Origin of the sequence: Treponema zioleckii, from assembly GCF_014737315.1 — a bacterium.
Classification (GTDB): domain Bacteria; phylum Spirochaetota; class Spirochaetia; order Treponematales; family Treponemataceae; genus Treponema_D; species Treponema_D zioleckii.
Genome location: NZ_JPUF01000021.1, coordinates 20620 through 37244 on the forward strand (window position 1 = coordinate 20620; position 16625 = coordinate 37244).

Sequence of the window (16625 nt, forward strand, 5' to 3'; positions counted from 1 at the left end):
ACTCTTAAAGACTGATAGTGAAATCCGATGTGTTGAAGTTTGTGCTGATACATTGGATGAGGCTCTTTCGGATGCTGCTGTTCAGTTTGATACAAAAGTTTCTAATCTTGAATATGAAGTGGTTGAAAAGGGGTTTGAAGGAATTATGGGGCTTGCCAAACGGCCTTGGACTTTAAAAGTTTATCAGAACCCTGATACTATTATAAAATCCGTCAAGAAAAAGGGCGGGGATATGTTTGGCGACGAAGAAAATATGGTTGATGATAAACCTGTATCAAAAGATGGTGTTTATTATATTCGTCATTTTGATTCGGATATCGCATTGAAAGTTGTGCTTCCTATTGGTGAAGGTTCGCCAGTTTCTCTTGGAAATGTCCTCAATGATTTGAAACGTCCTGATACTTCAAGTTTTGATGAAGAGTTGATTAAAAAACTCATTATTTCTGGAACGAATGGTGAATACGAGATTATTGGCAGATATACGCATATACCTTCTGCTGATGCGATTTTCGTTGTTGATATTGCAAAAGATGAAATGAATGCTACTGCGACTATAACTCCGCCATCTGCTGGTGGTGCTGATATTACACCTGAGCAGATTAAGGCAGCTTTGAAGTCTCAGGGGGTTGTTGCAGGAATCTCAAATGAGAAAATTCAGGCGTTAGTAGATTCTCCAATTTATAATGCGCCTGTTGTTGTTGCTGAGGCAAATCAACCTGTTGATGGCCGAGATGCTTACATTGCTTATAATTTTGAGACAGATCTTTCAAAGATTCGGGCAAAGGAAGCTGCTAACGGTCAGGTTGATTTTAAGGAACTTAACTTAATTCAAAACGTTGTTGAAGGGCAACCTCTCGCGCAAAAAATTCTTGCAGAACGTGGAAAAGCTGGAAAAACTCTCTTTGGTCGTTATTTGGAAGCAAAAAACGGAAAGGATATCAGTTTGCCGTTGGGTAAAAACGTAAAAGTTGATAAAGACGGTTGCACGATTCTTGCTGCTATGAACGGTCAGGTTTTGCTCGTAAATGATAAAATCACAGTTGAGCCTATCATTGAATACGATGGTATTAATATTAAGACTGGAAATGTAACTTTCCTTGGTACAGTAATTGTAAAAGGAAATGTTGAAGACGGATTTAATATTAAAGCTAGCGGAAATATTGAAGTTAGTGGTACCGTTGGAAAAAGTAAACTTGAATCTGATGGTGATATTATTGTTTCTCAGGGTGTTATTGGCCGTGATGAGGGTGAAATTACTTGTGGTGGAACTCTTTGGGCTAAATTTATTCAGAATACAACTGTAAACGCTGGTGAAAATATTATTGTAACAGATTCTATTATGAACAGTAATGTTTCTGCCCAGAAAAAAATTATTCTTCAAGGTAAGCGTGCGCAGATTACTGGTGGGCATTTGTTTGCTACGGAAACAATTGCTGCCAAGAATATCGGTTCGGATGGTGGTGGTACTGAAACTGTACTCGCAGTCGGTTTTGATCCTAAGGCTAAACATCGGCTTGAAGAATTGCAAGAGATGCAAGGTAACAATGTTAAGCTGCTTGATGATTTGGAACTTAATATTGCAACTCTTGAAAATATGAAGAAAATTCGTAAATCACTGCCAAAAGAAAAAGAAGCAAATCTTGAGCACTTGATTCAGCAGAAAAATGAGTTGACGGAAAAGAGTATTGAATACAATGAAGAAATTACAAAAATTCAGGCTCATTTGCGTGAACTTAAAAACGTTGGCAAAGTCTATGCATCAGGAACAGTTTATGCGGGCGTAAAAATTTATGTCCGTGATGAAAAAGAGGAAGTGCGTTCTGATACAAAGAGCGTAACTTTTTATTATGAAGAAGGATTTGTTCGTCGTGGTAAGTATGAACAGCCTTCAATGGATGATGTAAAAGGTCCAGATGGCTATAGCTCCAATTGATTTGCAAACAATGTATTCTCAGATGAATAATGTCGCTAAAACTGTTGCTCATCAACAGCAAGGGGCGCAATTGACTCAGCAGCTTGAGGAAGCGAAAGTTATTCAGCAAAATTTGGAGAAATCGACTGTTGTAAAAAAAGCAGCTGATAATGAGGCAAAAACTTTATCCGTAGATACTAATACTAATCCTAAAAATAGCTATCAAAATCCTCGAAAAAAGAATGGTAAGAATAATGAGGGAGAAGAGAAGCCTAAACAGGATGAATATAGGGAGTCCTATTTAGGTCAGCATATTGATATTACAAGCTGATTATCAATGGTTTTATTATGGTTGCTTTTTTTATTGTAACAATTTTTATAGTCAATATTTCCCTTTGGGTTGTGCTCATTGTAAAATTTAAGCGGCTTTTTTCTACAGATGACATTATTTCTTCTACGCGGGCAGAATTGACTAAGATGCTTGCGGATGTAAATCGAAATACTGATCGAGATTTAATGTTGATGGAAGATAAAATAAAGGAGCTGAAGGCTGTAATTGCTGAAGCTGACCGGCATTTGTCGGTTGCAAAAAAATGAACTTGAGCGTCAGCAACAGGCTGCTGCTTTTGAACAGCGTTTGGTTTCTGGTCGGCCTAATAATTTTGCGATGGGGGAGAACGGTTTTGAGGAAAAGGCTTTTAGGACCTATGAACAAGCAGGAGATGCTTTAGCTGCTGCAAGAACATCGCCATATGATGGTGGTAGGAAAAATCTTAATAGGCCTAATATTATTTCTTCGCCGACAGGAACCACTTTTTCTGTAGAGTCAAAAACTTCCCAATCAGTTGTTAATAGCACTGATGGAAGTATATTGGGGGGGCCTAGAGTTCGTTATGCTGAAAAACCGATTGTTCCTAAAAAATCTTTCGCTGATTCCGTAAAGGATTTGTACCAAAAAGGAAATTCTGTTGAAGAGATTGCTATGATATTGGGGACGTCTACAACTGAAGTTCAGTTTGTAATAGATATGAATTTTTAGATAAAAATTCTGAAAAAGTTGATAAAATTGTCTTTTTTTCTATTGACTTTTTTTTTATGAGTCCGATATAGTATTAATCACTTCGCCGCTGTAGCTCAGTTGGTAGAGCAATGGACTGAAAATCCATGTGTCGTTGGTCCGATTCCAACCGGTGGCAAAAGCCAAGGTGTTAAACCTTGGCTTTTTTTATTTTTGCTTAAAATAAAATTTGGAGATAGACATAAAAAAAGGCCAGACTTGTATAAGTCCGGCCTTTTTGTTAAGAGTTTTTATCTTACTTTCGTTTCAAGTATTTTACGTCTATCCAATGCAACAGCAGCAATGATGATAAGACCTTTGAATACGAACTGTAAGTTTGTATCAATGTGAAGGAATGTGAGACAATATGTAAGGCTAGTGAAGATGATTACACCGATTGCCGCACCACCAATTTTACCGATACCACCATTGAATGAAATGCCACCTACGACACATGCTGCGATAGCATCCATTTCGTATCCCTGACCTGTACCAGCACTTGCGTTTGCTCGGAATGCTTCCAAGAATGCTCCGCAACCGTAGAAAATACCTGCCATAATAAATACGCCCATTGTTACCCAGAAAACGCTGATACCACTTACGCTTGCAGCTTCTGCGTTGCCACCGACTGCATACATGTTTTTTCCGAAAATTGTTTTATTCCAAATGAACCATGCAACAATAATCGCGATGATTGCAGGAATAATGAGCTTAGGGAATGTTATGAGTTCTCCGTTTATAACTCCTAATACCCAACGGCCTCCAATCATATCCTTTACGCCAGAGTCAATAGAACCTACAGGTGTTCCTGTTGTTCCAAAGAAGAGAAGTCCGTAAATAATGAGCTGTGAAGCTAGTGTTGAAATGAACGGGTGCATCTTCAATTTTGCTGTAAAAACGCCTGCAAATGCACAGAAGAATGTACAGAAGAAAACTGAAAGGAAAAGTGCCAAAGCCAAACGTGCGCCCATTGGCATTGCTGTAAAATTCCAAGGACCCATATTGAAGAATTTTACGATGTTCGTACCTGGATGAAGAATTAGACCTGTGATTACAGAACCCATTGCAACCATGCGGCCAACGCTCAAATCTGTACCTGCGAGCAAAATCAATCCTGCTACACCGAGTGCGTAGAACATACGAGTTGATGACTGCTCAAGAATCGTAAAGATATTTGGCAATGTAAGGAGGTTTCCTGCATTGATTAAAGGTGCGATGATGATACAAACAATGAAGAATACGAGGATAGCAAGATACAATCCGTTATCAAGGAGAAATTTAGAGAATTTGAAGTTGTTGACATAATTTTTGCAACCTAACTGAAAATCCTCAACAAAATTACTCTTTTCATTGCGCAATGTTCTGTTAATCTGTACATGGTCTGTAAATGCTTGTTTCTTCGCATCTTTACAACGCTCAATAAGTGTTTGCGTCTGATTTTTTGCGTCGAAAAGGGCTGATTTTAATTCGTATTGAGCAGTTTGCTTATCTGCTGGTGTCGTCGCTTTATTGATTCGTTCCTGACCAGTAGCTTTTATCTCTTCTACTTTTTTTGCATATTCGGCTTTGAAATTTGCAATTTTCTCGTTTTCTATTTTATCTACATTTGCAATATAATCTTTTGAGATTTGATTTGCGTATGCTAAGCCTTCTTTTGTAAGTCTTTTATCTTCTGTTGCATTTTTTCTTGCGATTTCTTGTGCTGTTTTAATTTGCTCTTTGTAATCTGCGATTAAGCGTTCTTTCTCAGAAGTTTCAATCATCGGATTGCGTTTTGTTGCGGTTATCGCTTGGTGCAAATCTATAACCTTATTTACACCTAATTCTCGAATCTCTCGCAGGTTATTTAAATATCCCTGCAATTTCTCGTCATCGTACAGAGATTCTAGTTTCTTGTTTTCTGCCATAAATTCCTCCATTTTATGGGACATTTGTTTGCAAGCAAAAAGTGTGTGCTGATTACAGATATTTGTCAGAAAGTCTGAGTAATGCTTCCTGATCGGTATCTTTTGTGTTTACGATGCCTGCAAGTCTGTGGTTTGACATGACCGCAATTCTGTTTGTAATGCCTAAAATTTCAGGCATTTCACTAGAAACAACGATAATTGTTTTTCCAGCTTTTGCCATTTGGATAATCAGCTGATAAATTTCGTACTTTGCACCAACGTCGATACCTCGTGTAGGCTCATCAAGCAAGAAAATATCTGGTTCTCGCTCAATCCATTTTCCGATAATGACTTTCTGCTGATTTCCACCACTCAATGAACTGATAAGTTCATCTGCGGAAACACATTTTGTGTGCATTTTTTTAATCTCTCGGTTAGCTGCATCTCTCATTTTCTTATTTGAGAGCAAGCCGAAAGATTTATATTGTTGGAGATTTGTAATACATGTGTTGAATTCAATTGAAGCCTTACCGAACATACCGTCCAGCTTTCGTTCCTCTGTTACGAGGGCGAAGTTATAATCCATAGCTTCTTTCGGAGTTCGGAAACGGAGTTTTTTTCCATTGAGAATGATTTCTCCGGTTGCAATAGTCCTGATTCCGAAAATTGATTCAAGAAGTTCACTGCGGCCTGCACCTACAAGTCCGTATAAACCAAAAATTTCTCCTTTCTTTACGGTGAAAGAAATATCTTCAAGATGTGGCTCATATTTTGTAGAGAGGTTTCTGATTTCAAGATAGTCATCGCCAGGTTTGTTGTCAACGTCTGGGAATCGTTTGTCAAGCGAACGGCCTACCATCGCTGAAATCAACTCATCCATCTGTGAATTTTTTGTTTCTTTCTGGTAAACCATGTTACCATCGCGCAAAACGGCAACTTCGTCGCAAATTTGGAAAATCTCATCCATTTTGTGAGAAATATATACGAAAGATACACCTTTTTCACGCAAACTTCTTACGATTGAAAAAAGTTTATTGATTTCTGGTTCTGTTAAAGAAGATGTTGGTTCGTCCAAAACAATAATTTTGGCATTGTAAGAAACGGCTTTTGCGATTTCTACCATCTGTCGCTGAGAAACAGACATTTTGCGCATAATTGTATTTGGGTTTACACGCATATTAAGGGTAGCAAAAAGCTTGCTACTTTCTCGGAACATCTTGTTTTCATCGATAATTCCTAGTTTTTTTGGGTAACGGCCCAAAAACAAATTATCCTTAACTGTGCGGTCCAAGCATTGATTCAATTCCTGGTGAACCATTGCTACGCCGTTTTCGAGGGCTTCCTTTGGATTTTTAAAATCTACTGGTTTTCCATCAAGAAAAATTTGTCCTTCATCTTTTGCATAAATTCCGAACAAACATTTCATCATTGTAGATTTTCCAGCTCCGTTCTCTCCCATAAGACCGAGAACATTACCTTTTTTGATTGTTAAATTGATTCCGTTCAGAACTTTATTCTTTGCAAAAGATTTGGAAAGATTTTTAATTTCGAGTAGGTATTGATTCATATATAGACATCCTTCATTAAAAAATGGCCTGTAAAAATCAAAGTTTCTACAGGCCTTCTAATTCAAATTGTTGAATTAGTATTTAAGTTTGTCTGTATAATCACTTCCAGAATTTGTTTTTACCATGTTGATTGCATAAGCATCAAAACTATTCAAGTTTGTGAATTTGTCGAGACAAGAAGCTTCATTCTGTCCGTCACCCTGAACAACTGTAAGATCGAGGTTCAAGAGTGGTGCATAGTACTGCAATGCTGGGAGATATGAAGATGAGAGGAAGTTATCTGCTGAGTTATAAATAGTGAGAATAACTTTTTTTGGAGTTGCATTTGTCTGTGTAACACCTGCATCTCTGTTTCCTGCTGTGTACTGCTGCCAGTTGTTTCCGTTTACAGCAGCGTTCTTAGCGAGTACTGCTTTCTGATCTGCAACGTATTCAACTTCTGCAGAAATCTTGTTTCCATACTGATCTGGTTCAGAAATACCTTTTGTGTAAACATCAGCTCCTGTAAGTCCGTCGAGAAGATTGCGGATTACCTGAAGAGTTGCTGTCGCCTGAGCGTCTGTATTCTGTGAAACTGTTCCTGTGAGTTTTCCAGCACCAATAGCTTCGATTGCATCTGCGTTTGCATCATAACCGAAAATCGGTACTCCCTCAGGATAGTTAGAAGCCTGGAGACATCCCATAGCCATACCATCGTTGTTAGAAACAACCATATCCAATTCGTTTGGATATTTTGTAGCCCAGTTGCTCATTGCATCTGTAGCTGCATTTGCATTCCATGTTGAACCATCAGTTCCTGTCATGAACTTACCTTCAAGCTCTACAACTTTGAGCTCTGTTCCACCTACGTTAACAGAACCCTCTTTTGTGTTGCCTGAATCATAAGAACCATTCCAAGTTCCAAGGGCTTCACGAATACCTTTTGTACGAGCCTGTGAGTCGTTGTGACCTGCATCACCCATACAAAGAACATAACCAAGGACTCCGTCACCGTTACGATCGATTTTTGTTGCATCCTGCTCTGCGAGCCAGTCAACGATAAGTTGTCCCTGAACAGCTCCACCACCTACTGAATCGAAACCTACATAGTAAGTTTTATCGTTCCAGTTCATTGAGTTCATATCAATCGCACCTGTAGTTGGATCAGATGGCTGGCGATTGAAGAATACAAGTGGCTTGCCCTTGTTGCCTGCTGCTGCAACTGAAGCTGCTCCAGAAGAACTGTTGTCCTTTCCTTTGCAACCCATAAATCCAGCTGCGATCATTGCAAGGGCTGAAGCTGTTAATAAAGCTTTTTTCATAAAAGACCTCCTTTTTTATAAACAAAAGCACTTTATAAAATCATACGACACAAATTTCTAATCGTCAAACTTTTTATTAAAAAAAGAAACTATATAAAAATTAGTATATTTTAAGACGTATTTAAAATATGTTTTATTTAATTTTAAATATTCACTTGATTCTTGACCGTTCCGCTTAAAAAAGACTTTATATTTTCTACGGCAATATTCATAAGCCGTTCCCTTGTTTCTTTTGGTGCCCATGCCAAATGTGGTGTTATGATGCAGTTTGGAGCTTTGTAGAGAGGGGAGGTTACGCTCATTGGTTCTTCCGTAATTACATCAGTCGCATATCCTGCAAGCTTTTTTTCTTCAAGAGCCTTACGTACTGCATTTTCATCGGCAATTCCGCCTCTTGCGGTATTTATTATTATTGCTCCTGTTTTCATCATCGAAATTGTTTTTTCATTAATCAGTTTTTCTGTCTCGGCTGTTAACGGTACATGAAAAGTTAAAAAATCTGATTTAGAAAACAATTCTTCTTGAGTTACAGTTTGTTCTTCGCCTGAGAAAGATTTTTGTGAATGTTTGTGCACAAGGACATTCATTCCGAACGCATGTGCGATTTTGGCAACTTTTTGACCAATATTTCCAAATCCATAAATTCCGAGAGTCTTTCCGTAGAGTTCTGTTAGCGGGGAAAGCCAATAACAAAAATCAGGATTTTTAATCCAGTCTCCGTTGTGGACGGAATCAGAATGTTTTTGAACTTGATTTGTAAAATTCATTATAAATGCAAAAACATGTTGTGCGACTGCATCTGTGCTGTATGCAGGAATATTTGTAACCACAATTCCATGTTTTGTTGCGGCTTTTGTGTCGATTACATTGTAACCTGTCGCAAGAACTCCGATATATCTGAGATTTTTGCATTTTTCCATTATTTCGTTTGTAATCGGAACTTTATTCAATAGAATGATTTTTGAATTTCCGATTCGTTCAATGATTTTTTCGGTCGGCGTTCTGTCGTAGAGCGTAAATTCATCAGCAAGACTTTTTATTGGCTCCCATGACAAATCACCAGGATTTAAGGCGTGTCCGTCAAGAACTGTAATTTTCATTTATTCCCCCTTGTCTAAACGTAAAACAAAGATTAAAAAAGCCATTCACCTTAATTCGTGTGGGAAATTAAGGTGAATGGCTTTTGTCTGGAAATTTGTTTTAGCCGAGAAATTAGCCTAAAACTGTAACACCTACAGAAGAAATTGCTGAGTTTATTGAATCCTCGACTCCGCCTACAGACTCATCAAAATCAACCAATACCTGGGATTTATCTGGGTTTGCATTGCAACTCTTTACTCCTGCAACTGCTGAAACAGCAGCATTAACTTTTGCAGCCACATCTGGATCGAACATTCCGTCAACGTATATTTTTTTTTCCATAAGTACGATCTCCATGAAATATATATATATAATTATAAAGTTAAAGATTCGGAATTTCAATATATTCTTTTAATTTCTAAAAAAAGAGTTTAGCTCCATTCATAAAAATTACTGATAATTCACATTTTGGAGTTTTTTTCCGTTTCCTTGTGAATCAAGCAGAGTCTTGCCCAGCTGTCCGCAAGCACCACCGATTTCGCGCCCGCGTCTTGTACGCAATGTTACGTTTATTCCAGCCTGTTCAATTTTCTGCAAGAATGAATGACATTCCGCTGTCGTTGGCTCAGAAAATGGCAACCCTGCAACAGGATTCCATGGAATCAAATTGATATGAACATCGAGTCCGCGTGCAAAATTTATCATATTCCTTGCACTTTCTTCGGTCGTGTTTTTATTGTGGAGTAGTGCGGCTTCAAGGGTCACGCGTTTGCCCGTCTTTTTTGCAAAATAATCGATGGCTTTTCGCAAATCTTCCAACGGATTTGTCCGTCCGATAGGCATCAATTGTTCTCTAAAATCCTTGTCCGCGGTAGTCAATGAAACTGCAAGCCTAATGTTCGGCCCGTTATCTGCCAAATCATAGATTCCTTTAATTACGCCGGAAGTTGATAAAGTTATTCTTCTTCCAGAAAGCGCCCGGCCTTCTTTGTCTGTAAGAATTGAAATTGCTTTTCTGACGTTTTCAAGGTTAATCATTGGTTCACCCATTCCCATAAAAACGATATTGTCCAATGGTCCTGCGTGTTTTTCGAGATACAAAAATTGTTCGACGATTTCTCCGGCTTCAAGATTTCTTGCAAGTCCCAAGTGACCTGTTTGACAGAACGCACAGTTCATGGCACAACCAACCTGGCAAGAAACACAGGCGGTTTTTCGGTCTTCTTTGTCTGTCAAAAGTACTGTTTCGACGGCAAGCCCGTCTTTTAGTGTAATTTGAAGTTTTATGGTCCCGTCAGAATCCCTTAGAACTTTCGTAACTGATGAAGAACGTAAAATGGCTTTTTGCTTTAATTCTTCACGAATGGCCATGCTCAAGTTCGTCATTTCATCAAAAGATTCTGCACCTTTTCCAATCCACTGAAAAATCTGTTTTCCACGAAAAGCGGGGCTTAATCCCAACGTCTCTGTTATTTCTGTTGAGTTAAGCCCTGTTAAAGAAATTTTATCACTCATATTCTAAATTACTATATAATAGATAAACTAAAATAATATTAAGGTGCTCGTAAAAATTAATTTTTGTGGGCAAAATCCTTAATTTTATCTTCTGTTGTTTTCTATTTTGTCAAGCATGTCAATGATTGCCTGGCTTCTAAGACCTTGCTTAGAGTATGAGCGCAACAACTCAATTGCTTTATCACGCTGATTTATTTTTAGGTAGCAGTCTGCCAAATCGATGAACAAGCGGTAGTTCTTTGGGTCATTGTGGAGAAGGCTTGTAAGACGGTCGATTGCTTCATCATATTTGCCTTCGCCTTTACAGATAAGTGCCAAACCGAGAGCCGCATAAATATCAAAATCAATGTCCATCGCCTTGTTGTAATATTCGGCAGCGGTTTTGTAGTCTCCTGTATTTCGGTAAGCGTCTCCTGCACGCGTGAGGATGACTTTGTTTTTTGGATCCATTTCGAGAATCTTGTTCCAGTATTCGACTGATCTAAATTGCTGGTTCATTCCACGGTAACAGTCTGCAAGCCCAAAAAGCGCATAGAAATTATTCGGGTCAAGCTGCAAAGCTCTTTCGAAGTAATAAACACCTTTGTCGAAAGTCTTTAATTTTCTGTGACAGTTTCCGATTGATGTTAGAACTCGAATATCGACAGATGACTCGTTGAGTTCAAGCATTTTTGTCCAATAATAAAGAGCATCCTTGAATTCTTTAAAATCGTAATGAAGATGACCAAGACCGATAAGCGCATAGGCGTTTTCGTTTTCCATATCCAAAACTTTTAAGTAAAGCTCTTTTGATTTTTTGAAATCACGAATTTTTCTGTATGCGTCAGCAACTCTTGTCAAAACCGTAATGTTACGATCATCATGAATCAAATACTGCTCCCAAATGTCGATGGCCTTGTGGTATTGATTCATAGCTTTGTAGCAGTCTGCAAGACCGAATAGAGCGTAGTTGTTTCCTGGATGGAAAGTCAGACATTTTGAATAATAAGAAACTGCCTCGTGAAAATGATTCTGTTTTCGTTCACTGTCTCCGAGTCCTACAAGTGCATAATTATTGTTGTCTTCGATTGTAAGAATTTTTCCAAATGCAGCTTTTGCTTCTTCAACAAGATTTTCTTTTAATAACTGATACCCTTGTTTTGAGAGTTCTGAGATTTCACTGGCTATCTTGTTATCTTCAGCTACAATTTCTGAAACTGGTTGAATCGGTAATTCCATTTCGCTGATAAGCTCGTCACTCATTTTTTACCTCACTTTATTATTAAAGAAATTAATTTTGAAAGTTTATCATAAACTCTTTCTGCTTTTACTTTGTCTCTTGCCAAAACATAATATTTTAAAGCTTTTAAACTTTGATTTCGCTTCATATAAACGTCACCAATCCTTGAAAGTCCGTCTGAATATCCTGTCGTAACGAAAATTCGACAAGCTTCATCAATCTTGCCCTGATTAAAAAGAACGTTTCCCTTTCGGTTGAGCAAAGCTTTTTGCTCTGAGGATAAATTGGTAAGAGGTTTTTCCGTGACTTTTATAAAGCCGTTCGGAATGTCGTGCGAGGACAAAGTTTTTTTTAATTCTTCTATATCTTCCAATTTTATTCCTTATTTTTTAACTAAGATAATGCTATCAGATTTTTGTGAAATGTCAAGGTAATTTTTAGATTTCTAAAAACTCAAAACTGAATCTTTATTGTAGAGAAAAATAACTGGTTTATGAAGTTAGTTTTCTCCCGCATTTTTGTAAAAATGTACGATTGAACGTCCGTAAACTCTTTTATCGGCAATTTCAAGTTTGTCAATTGTGTCTGGCAACATGTCCTCTTCTGGAAAATGAATCATTACGCGTCCATTCGGATTCAACAATCCGCGCTCTGAAATTGTTTTTACCAAATCCAGACGGTATTTGTACGGGAACGGCGGGTCCAAAAAAATGTAGTCAAACTTATTTTTGCAACGTTTTAAGAAAAGTTCTACAGCCATAAAATGGCACCCGATTTTTACGTTTAGTTCTTTTTCGGTTACAGAAACGTTCTCGAGAACTGTTTTTACCTTAACCTTGTCTTTTTCGCAAAGTTCTACATTTGAAGAACCTCTGGAAACGGCTTCAATGGCGATTGTACCGCTACCAGAAAATAAGTCTAGCCATGATTTTCCTGTCAAATCTCCGAGAATTGCGAAAACTGATTCCCTCATTCTGTCCATTGCAGGGCGAATTACTCCGTCTGGACATTTTATTACGCGGCCTTTTAATTTTCCGCCTGTAATTCTCATAGAAATCTCCTGTTAAAACATTTGTTGGCTCCAAAAACTTTTCTGGAACCTTCATATATATAGAATAAATTTAAAAATCTGAATCAAAGTTACAATTCAAAATTATTTTTTTTGATTTAGCGACCAATAAATTTCGTCATGCGGAATTTTTATATTTTCTTTTGCATAATCAAATGCATTGCGTCCAGACGAATCTTTTATGGTTATGGACGCACTTTTTGACAAAAGCCAACTGATTGTTTTTGTATGTCTGTTCCAAGCTGCCGCATACATCAAAGCTGTGCGACCTTCGAATGGAATGTCAACGGAGCCGAGCTTTTTGTAAAATTCTTCAAGAACCGCTTCTGAAACTTCTTGCGAAATCGCAAAGATGAATGAATTGCGGACTTCTCTGTTTGTTCGCTCATATTTTTCGAGAAGCAAAGAAACGATTTTTGGATTCTGCAAATAACCGGCGGCTAGCGTTAATGCTGAAATTCCATATTTGTTTTTTATGTAAAAGTCAGCGTTATTTTTTAATAGCAGTTCCGTAACTTTATAATCGTTTTGGTAACGAGCCGCATACATGAGAGCAGACCAGCCGTCGTCATCAAGTGCGTTTATGTTTGCACCGTTTTTTAAAATATTTTCGATTGCAGGAATGTCGCCTTCGAGCACAGCCTTCATAAGAGCTGTTTTCCCGTTCGTAAGTTTTTCAGTTTTTTGTTCCTGTACGGCATCGTCCGCAAGAAGAGTTTGCTTGAAATCGTCATTTTTGGGGGTGGATTGCTTAGTTTCTGCAATCGCTTTTTCGTCTGCTCTCGAAAAGAGATATTCGTCTTTATAAATCGGGAGGATAGGTTTTACATGCTCATATTTTTTTGTGTACGAGTTGTCTTGATAATTTGAAATTGAGCGAATTTCGCCTTGCCTTAAGTCGTCATCGATTTTTGCATATTTTTCTTCAATGGACGGTTCTGAAAGTGTTTTTTCTGATTCTGTCTTAGTCTGCTCGTTTTCTGACGAAGGTGTTAAAACTGAAAAATCAACTTTTTCATCTGAAAGTTGATTTTTGTTTTGTATTTCGTTGTTTGCAGTCTGAATTTCAGAAGTTTTTGGTGCGCTTTCTTCGAGTTTTGTTTTGCTTTCCGATGGCGCACCATCGTTTTTATTAAGCTCTGCAAGTTGAATCGTCTCTTTTTCGCCAAGACTATTTTCTTCTTGCTTTTCGGCCGCGTTTATCGTGTCTTCAGTTTTATTGTTTTGCGCAATGGACTCTGCTTCCGTTGCAAGTATGCTTTGCGTTGTGTTTTTGGTATTTTTTTCGTCATAATCAGATTCTTCTGGCTCTGTTTCTAAAGCAGAACTTGCTTCTGTAGGCGAATCTTCTTCAGCCGTAGGTTCTTCCTGCTTATTCGTTTCTGAAGTTTTTTCTTCCACGGAATTTTCCTCGGTAGAAATAGTTTTTGCATCAGATTCTTCGGCTTGATTTTCCGCCGGAATATTTTCTTCTGATTGAGTTTCTTCTATTTTATTTGGATTTTCCGCATATTTTTCAAGAAGTTTTATTACTTCGGTTGAATTTTTATTTTTTTCCGCATAATCGAATGAGTTTTTCCCATTCGAATCTTTTTGAAGAATCTTGTTTTTCTTCATTTTTGCGAGCAAGGAATTGGTTTTTATTATTTTTTCGATTACGTCAATGTTGCTTTCGTATTGGCAGGCATACATCAGCGGGGTTATGCCATTTTTCATCTTTGTTTTAGTGGAAATACCCGCATTTAAAAGTAATTCAATTATATTTAGGTTTCGATTTGCTTTTAGCGCTGCATGAAGAAGCGTTTCTTGCTCATCTCCGCGAGTGAACTGGGCCATGAACTCATTTGTGCGGAATGCTTTTTTGATTTCTTTTTCAGTTCCTGTTTCGACAATCTTAAAAGCGTTGTATATATTTTCTGCCGCAAAAATCGGAGCGAAAAAAACGCCTGCCAAAAGCAGAATGGTGAGGATATTTTTTAAATGAAAGTCTTTCTTCATAAAAATCATCAGAGTTAAGCACCCCATTTATTACAAAAAGACTGTCGAGCAGCAAAATTGTTGGACAGTCTTTTTGTGTTAAAAACTAGAATGTGAAAAGTTCATCGTCCTGTGTCACATACCAATTCGAAATGATTCTATTTGAAGCAAAGTCATACCAGCTTACAGAACCATCTTTGTTGACCAAAATAAGTTTGTCTCCGCTTTTTGACAGTTTTTCTGGATTTCCAGAGCCCCGTTGCAGAACCTGCTCTTCAACGCTATCCTTTTCGAGATTGTATGCTTTTAAGGAAGTTTTTCCTAGATTTGTGTACACGTATGGCCATGAAGCAAATGTGAACGAATCATACTCCTCTGTGTTTACAGTGTGGAATGTTCTAGTTTTCTTTGTTTTTGTATCGTACGCAAAGAAACTTGTGGTTGCTTCTTCATTTTCTGTATCGGATTTTGTTACGATTCCGAATATTTCTGAAGGCTTTCTTTCTAAGTCGTAACTCAAAGCCGAAACAAGATTTCCTGAAACACTATTTACAGGAACTTTTTCGTTTGATTTGAGGTTCAGGTACAAAAATGGAACTTTTGGTGTTGTTCCACGCGTTTTCGCTATGTATAAATTATTTTCTGACAAAAGTTCTGCATCGTAAAGACTTCCGTTTGAATATACAAGAGTTTTCTTTTTTGAATTCAAATTAAATCTGTATATTTTTGAACTGTCTTCAAGCGCGATAAGATATTCATCAGTGAGTTTGAGACTTTGCAATGGACCTGCGACAGGGTAGAGAGAAGTCTGCTTGCCTGTTTCTGGGTTAAATAAAACAGCTGCCTTTTTCTTGTTTTTTGCCCACAAAATAAGGTTTGTTTTATATGGAATAATATCTGTATAGCCGTCATTTGCTGAGATTTTTTTAGTTTTGTTGTCTGTGTACGAAGTTTCCAAAATTGAATCGTTTGTAAGCAAATAGCAAGTTTCCCCGATGTTTGCAACTGCAAGAATCTTTTTGTATTCATTGTCAGTGGCAGCAAATACAGTCTCGTTAGTAGTGCCATCGGCACAATTAAGTTCGTAAACGTTTCCGTTTGAGGTTCCGATATAAATCATATTTCCTAAAAGAGTTGCGCACGTAATGCTCTCTTTTGAGGCAAGTCCAGTTATGTTTTTTACAAGAACTGGACTTTTGAGTGTCTTTTTTTCTGGATCAGCTTCAATTTTGTAAAGGCGGTAGCCAAGTTTTGCTTCATTTGTGATGTAATACAAAGCGCTGCTTCGTACTGCTCCAATCAAAATTGGTTTTGAAACAGCGTAACTTCCTAGTAGTGTGAGGTTGTTCGGATTTTTTGATTTTTCATCTGGCGTTGCCATGTGAATTCTGAGCATATCGCCGTTTTTGCCTGTTGTTACGCCGGCCAAGTAGTTTGCGTTGTCAAAAAAACAGACTTGTGACTGAATCAAATCTGTGCGAAGTTTTTTAATGCGTTTTCCGGTTTTCAAATTGCTGTAGGTAAGATAACCTTTGTTTTCATCGTTTGGAGTGTAAAACGCAATGCTTTTTTCTGAAGATGCAGTATAAACGAAGTCAATTGCACCTGTGCTGTTTATAAGCACATCCGAAATTTCACCTGTTGCTGTATTTATGAATTTTGTGTCGCTTCCTCTAGTTCCGCAAATCAAGTAAGTTCCTTGGGCGGAAAAAGCCATTGTTGTAACTTCATCACTCAATCGAATTGTATATTTTTTAGTGAGATTTTCCCAATCCAAAATACTTATATGGTAATTTGTAAGGTTGTCGGATTCGTAAATTGCGATTTCAGTACCTGTTGGATTTCTTGCAAGCAGTTTGACTGGAAAAGATGCGAACTGAAAATGTTCTCCTTCCAGCCCAGAAAATTCATTTTTGTCCCATCTGATTACAACTCCGTCTTGGTCAACTGAAAGAATTGATTTATCTTTTGTTTTGTAATTGTTTAATGCTACTATCATTTCCACAGACGAATCATGCTTTTGTGCAGAAATATGAGATTG

The 16625-nt window shown here is 37.7% G+C and carries 15 protein-coding genes and 1 tRNA gene; 5 read left to right on the forward strand and 11 right to left on the reverse strand.

All coding sequences use genetic code 11. From position 1 onward, the window contains the following. Nucleotides 1-52: 52 nt before the first annotated feature. From JI65_RS07190 to JI65_RS07210, 5 genes are all read left to right on the forward strand, one after another. On the forward strand, nucleotides 53-1933 hold the full coding sequence (locus JI65_RS07190) for a FapA family protein (RefSeq protein ID WP_340138430.1): 1881 nt from the start codon (nucleotides 53-55) through the stop codon (nucleotides 1931-1933). Continuing rightward, nucleotides 1914-2243 (forward strand): hypothetical protein, encoded by a 330-nt coding sequence (locus tag JI65_RS07195; protein ID WP_191014702.1) that lies wholly within the window; start codon nucleotides 1914-1916, stop codon nucleotides 2241-2243. The genes JI65_RS07190 and JI65_RS07195 overlap by 20 nt, the downstream gene beginning before the upstream one ends. A gap of 17 nt (nucleotides 2244-2260) precedes the next feature. Further along, the gene (locus JI65_RS07200) at nucleotides 2261-2509 is read left to right on the forward strand and encodes a hypothetical protein (RefSeq protein ID WP_191014703.1); all 249 of its coding nucleotides are present in this window, start codon (nucleotides 2261-2263) and stop codon (nucleotides 2507-2509) included. Then, complete coding sequence (locus JI65_RS07205; RefSeq protein ID WP_191014704.1) at nucleotides 2469-2951, forward strand: hypothetical protein; 483 nt, start codon at nucleotides 2469-2471, stop codon at nucleotides 2949-2951. Before JI65_RS07200 ends, JI65_RS07205 begins: the two co-directional genes overlap by 41 nt. Nucleotides 2952-3035: 84 nt before the next feature. Further along, a tRNA-Phe gene (locus JI65_RS07210) sits at nucleotides 3036-3108 on the forward strand. A gap of 112 nt (nucleotides 3109-3220) precedes the next feature. Here the strand turns inward: JI65_RS07210 and JI65_RS07215 are convergent. The 11 genes from JI65_RS07215 to JI65_RS07265 all read right to left on the reverse strand — a co-directional run bounded on the left by JI65_RS07215 (nucleotide 3221) and on the right by JI65_RS07265 (nucleotide 16583). Beyond that, entirely contained in the window at nucleotides 3221-4876 is a 1656-nt protein-coding gene (locus tag JI65_RS07215) for an ABC transporter permease subunit (protein ID WP_191014705.1), read from the reverse strand. Nucleotides 4877-4928: 52 nt separating this feature from the next. Then, on the reverse strand, nucleotides 4929-6422 hold the full coding sequence (locus tag JI65_RS07220; protein WP_191014706.1) for a sugar ABC transporter ATP-binding protein: 1494 nt from the start codon (nucleotides 6420-6422) through the stop codon (nucleotides 4929-4931). Nucleotides 6423-6497: 75 nt separating this feature from the next. After that, nucleotides 6498-7724 (reverse strand): substrate-binding domain-containing protein, encoded by a 1227-nt coding sequence (locus JI65_RS07225; protein WP_191014707.1) that lies wholly within the window; start codon nucleotides 7722-7724, stop codon nucleotides 6498-6500. Between the two features lie 143 nt (nucleotides 7725-7867). After that, nucleotides 7868-8824, reverse strand: a complete 957-nt coding sequence (locus JI65_RS07230) for a D-2-hydroxyacid dehydrogenase (RefSeq protein ID WP_191014708.1) — start codon at nucleotides 8822-8824, stop codon at nucleotides 7868-7870. A gap of 112 nt (nucleotides 8825-8936) precedes the next feature. Beyond that, a complete protein-coding gene (locus JI65_RS07235) occupies nucleotides 8937-9146 on the reverse strand; it encodes a heavy-metal-associated domain-containing protein (RefSeq protein WP_191014709.1) in 210 nt (69 codons plus the stop codon). Nucleotides 9147-9254: 108 nt separating this feature from the next. Further along, nucleotides 9255-10319 (reverse strand): dual-specificity RNA methyltransferase RlmN, encoded by a 1065-nt coding sequence (rlmN, locus tag JI65_RS07240; protein ID WP_191014710.1) that lies wholly within the window; start codon nucleotides 10317-10319, stop codon nucleotides 9255-9257. Nucleotides 10320-10403: 84 nt separating this feature from the next. Continuing rightward, nucleotides 10404-11561, reverse strand: a complete 1158-nt coding sequence (locus JI65_RS07245; protein WP_191014711.1) for a tetratricopeptide repeat protein — start codon at nucleotides 11559-11561, stop codon at nucleotides 10404-10406. A gap of 8 nt (nucleotides 11562-11569) precedes the next feature. Then, the gene (locus tag JI65_RS07250; protein ID WP_242457191.1) at nucleotides 11570-11911 is read right to left on the reverse strand and encodes a hypothetical protein; all 342 of its coding nucleotides are present in this window, start codon (nucleotides 11909-11911) and stop codon (nucleotides 11570-11572) included. A gap of 126 nt (nucleotides 11912-12037) precedes the next feature. After that, nucleotides 12038-12589 carry a 16S rRNA (guanine(966)-N(2))-methyltransferase RsmD gene (rsmD, locus tag JI65_RS07255; protein ID WP_191014712.1) on the reverse strand — a complete coding sequence of 184 codons (552 nt, stop codon included), beginning with the start codon at nucleotides 12587-12589 and terminating at the stop codon, nucleotides 12038-12040. A gap of 102 nt (nucleotides 12590-12691) precedes the next feature. Beyond that, nucleotides 12692-14605, reverse strand: coding sequence for an ankyrin repeat domain-containing protein (locus JI65_RS07260; RefSeq protein WP_191014713.1), 1914 nt, complete (start codon nucleotides 14603-14605; stop codon nucleotides 12692-12694). A gap of 85 nt (nucleotides 14606-14690) precedes the next feature. Next, nucleotides 14691-16583 carry a WD40 repeat domain-containing protein gene (locus JI65_RS07265; protein WP_191014714.1) on the reverse strand — a complete coding sequence of 631 codons (1893 nt, stop codon included), beginning with the start codon at nucleotides 16581-16583 and terminating at the stop codon, nucleotides 14691-14693. Between the last annotated feature and the right edge of the window lie 42 nt (nucleotides 16584-16625).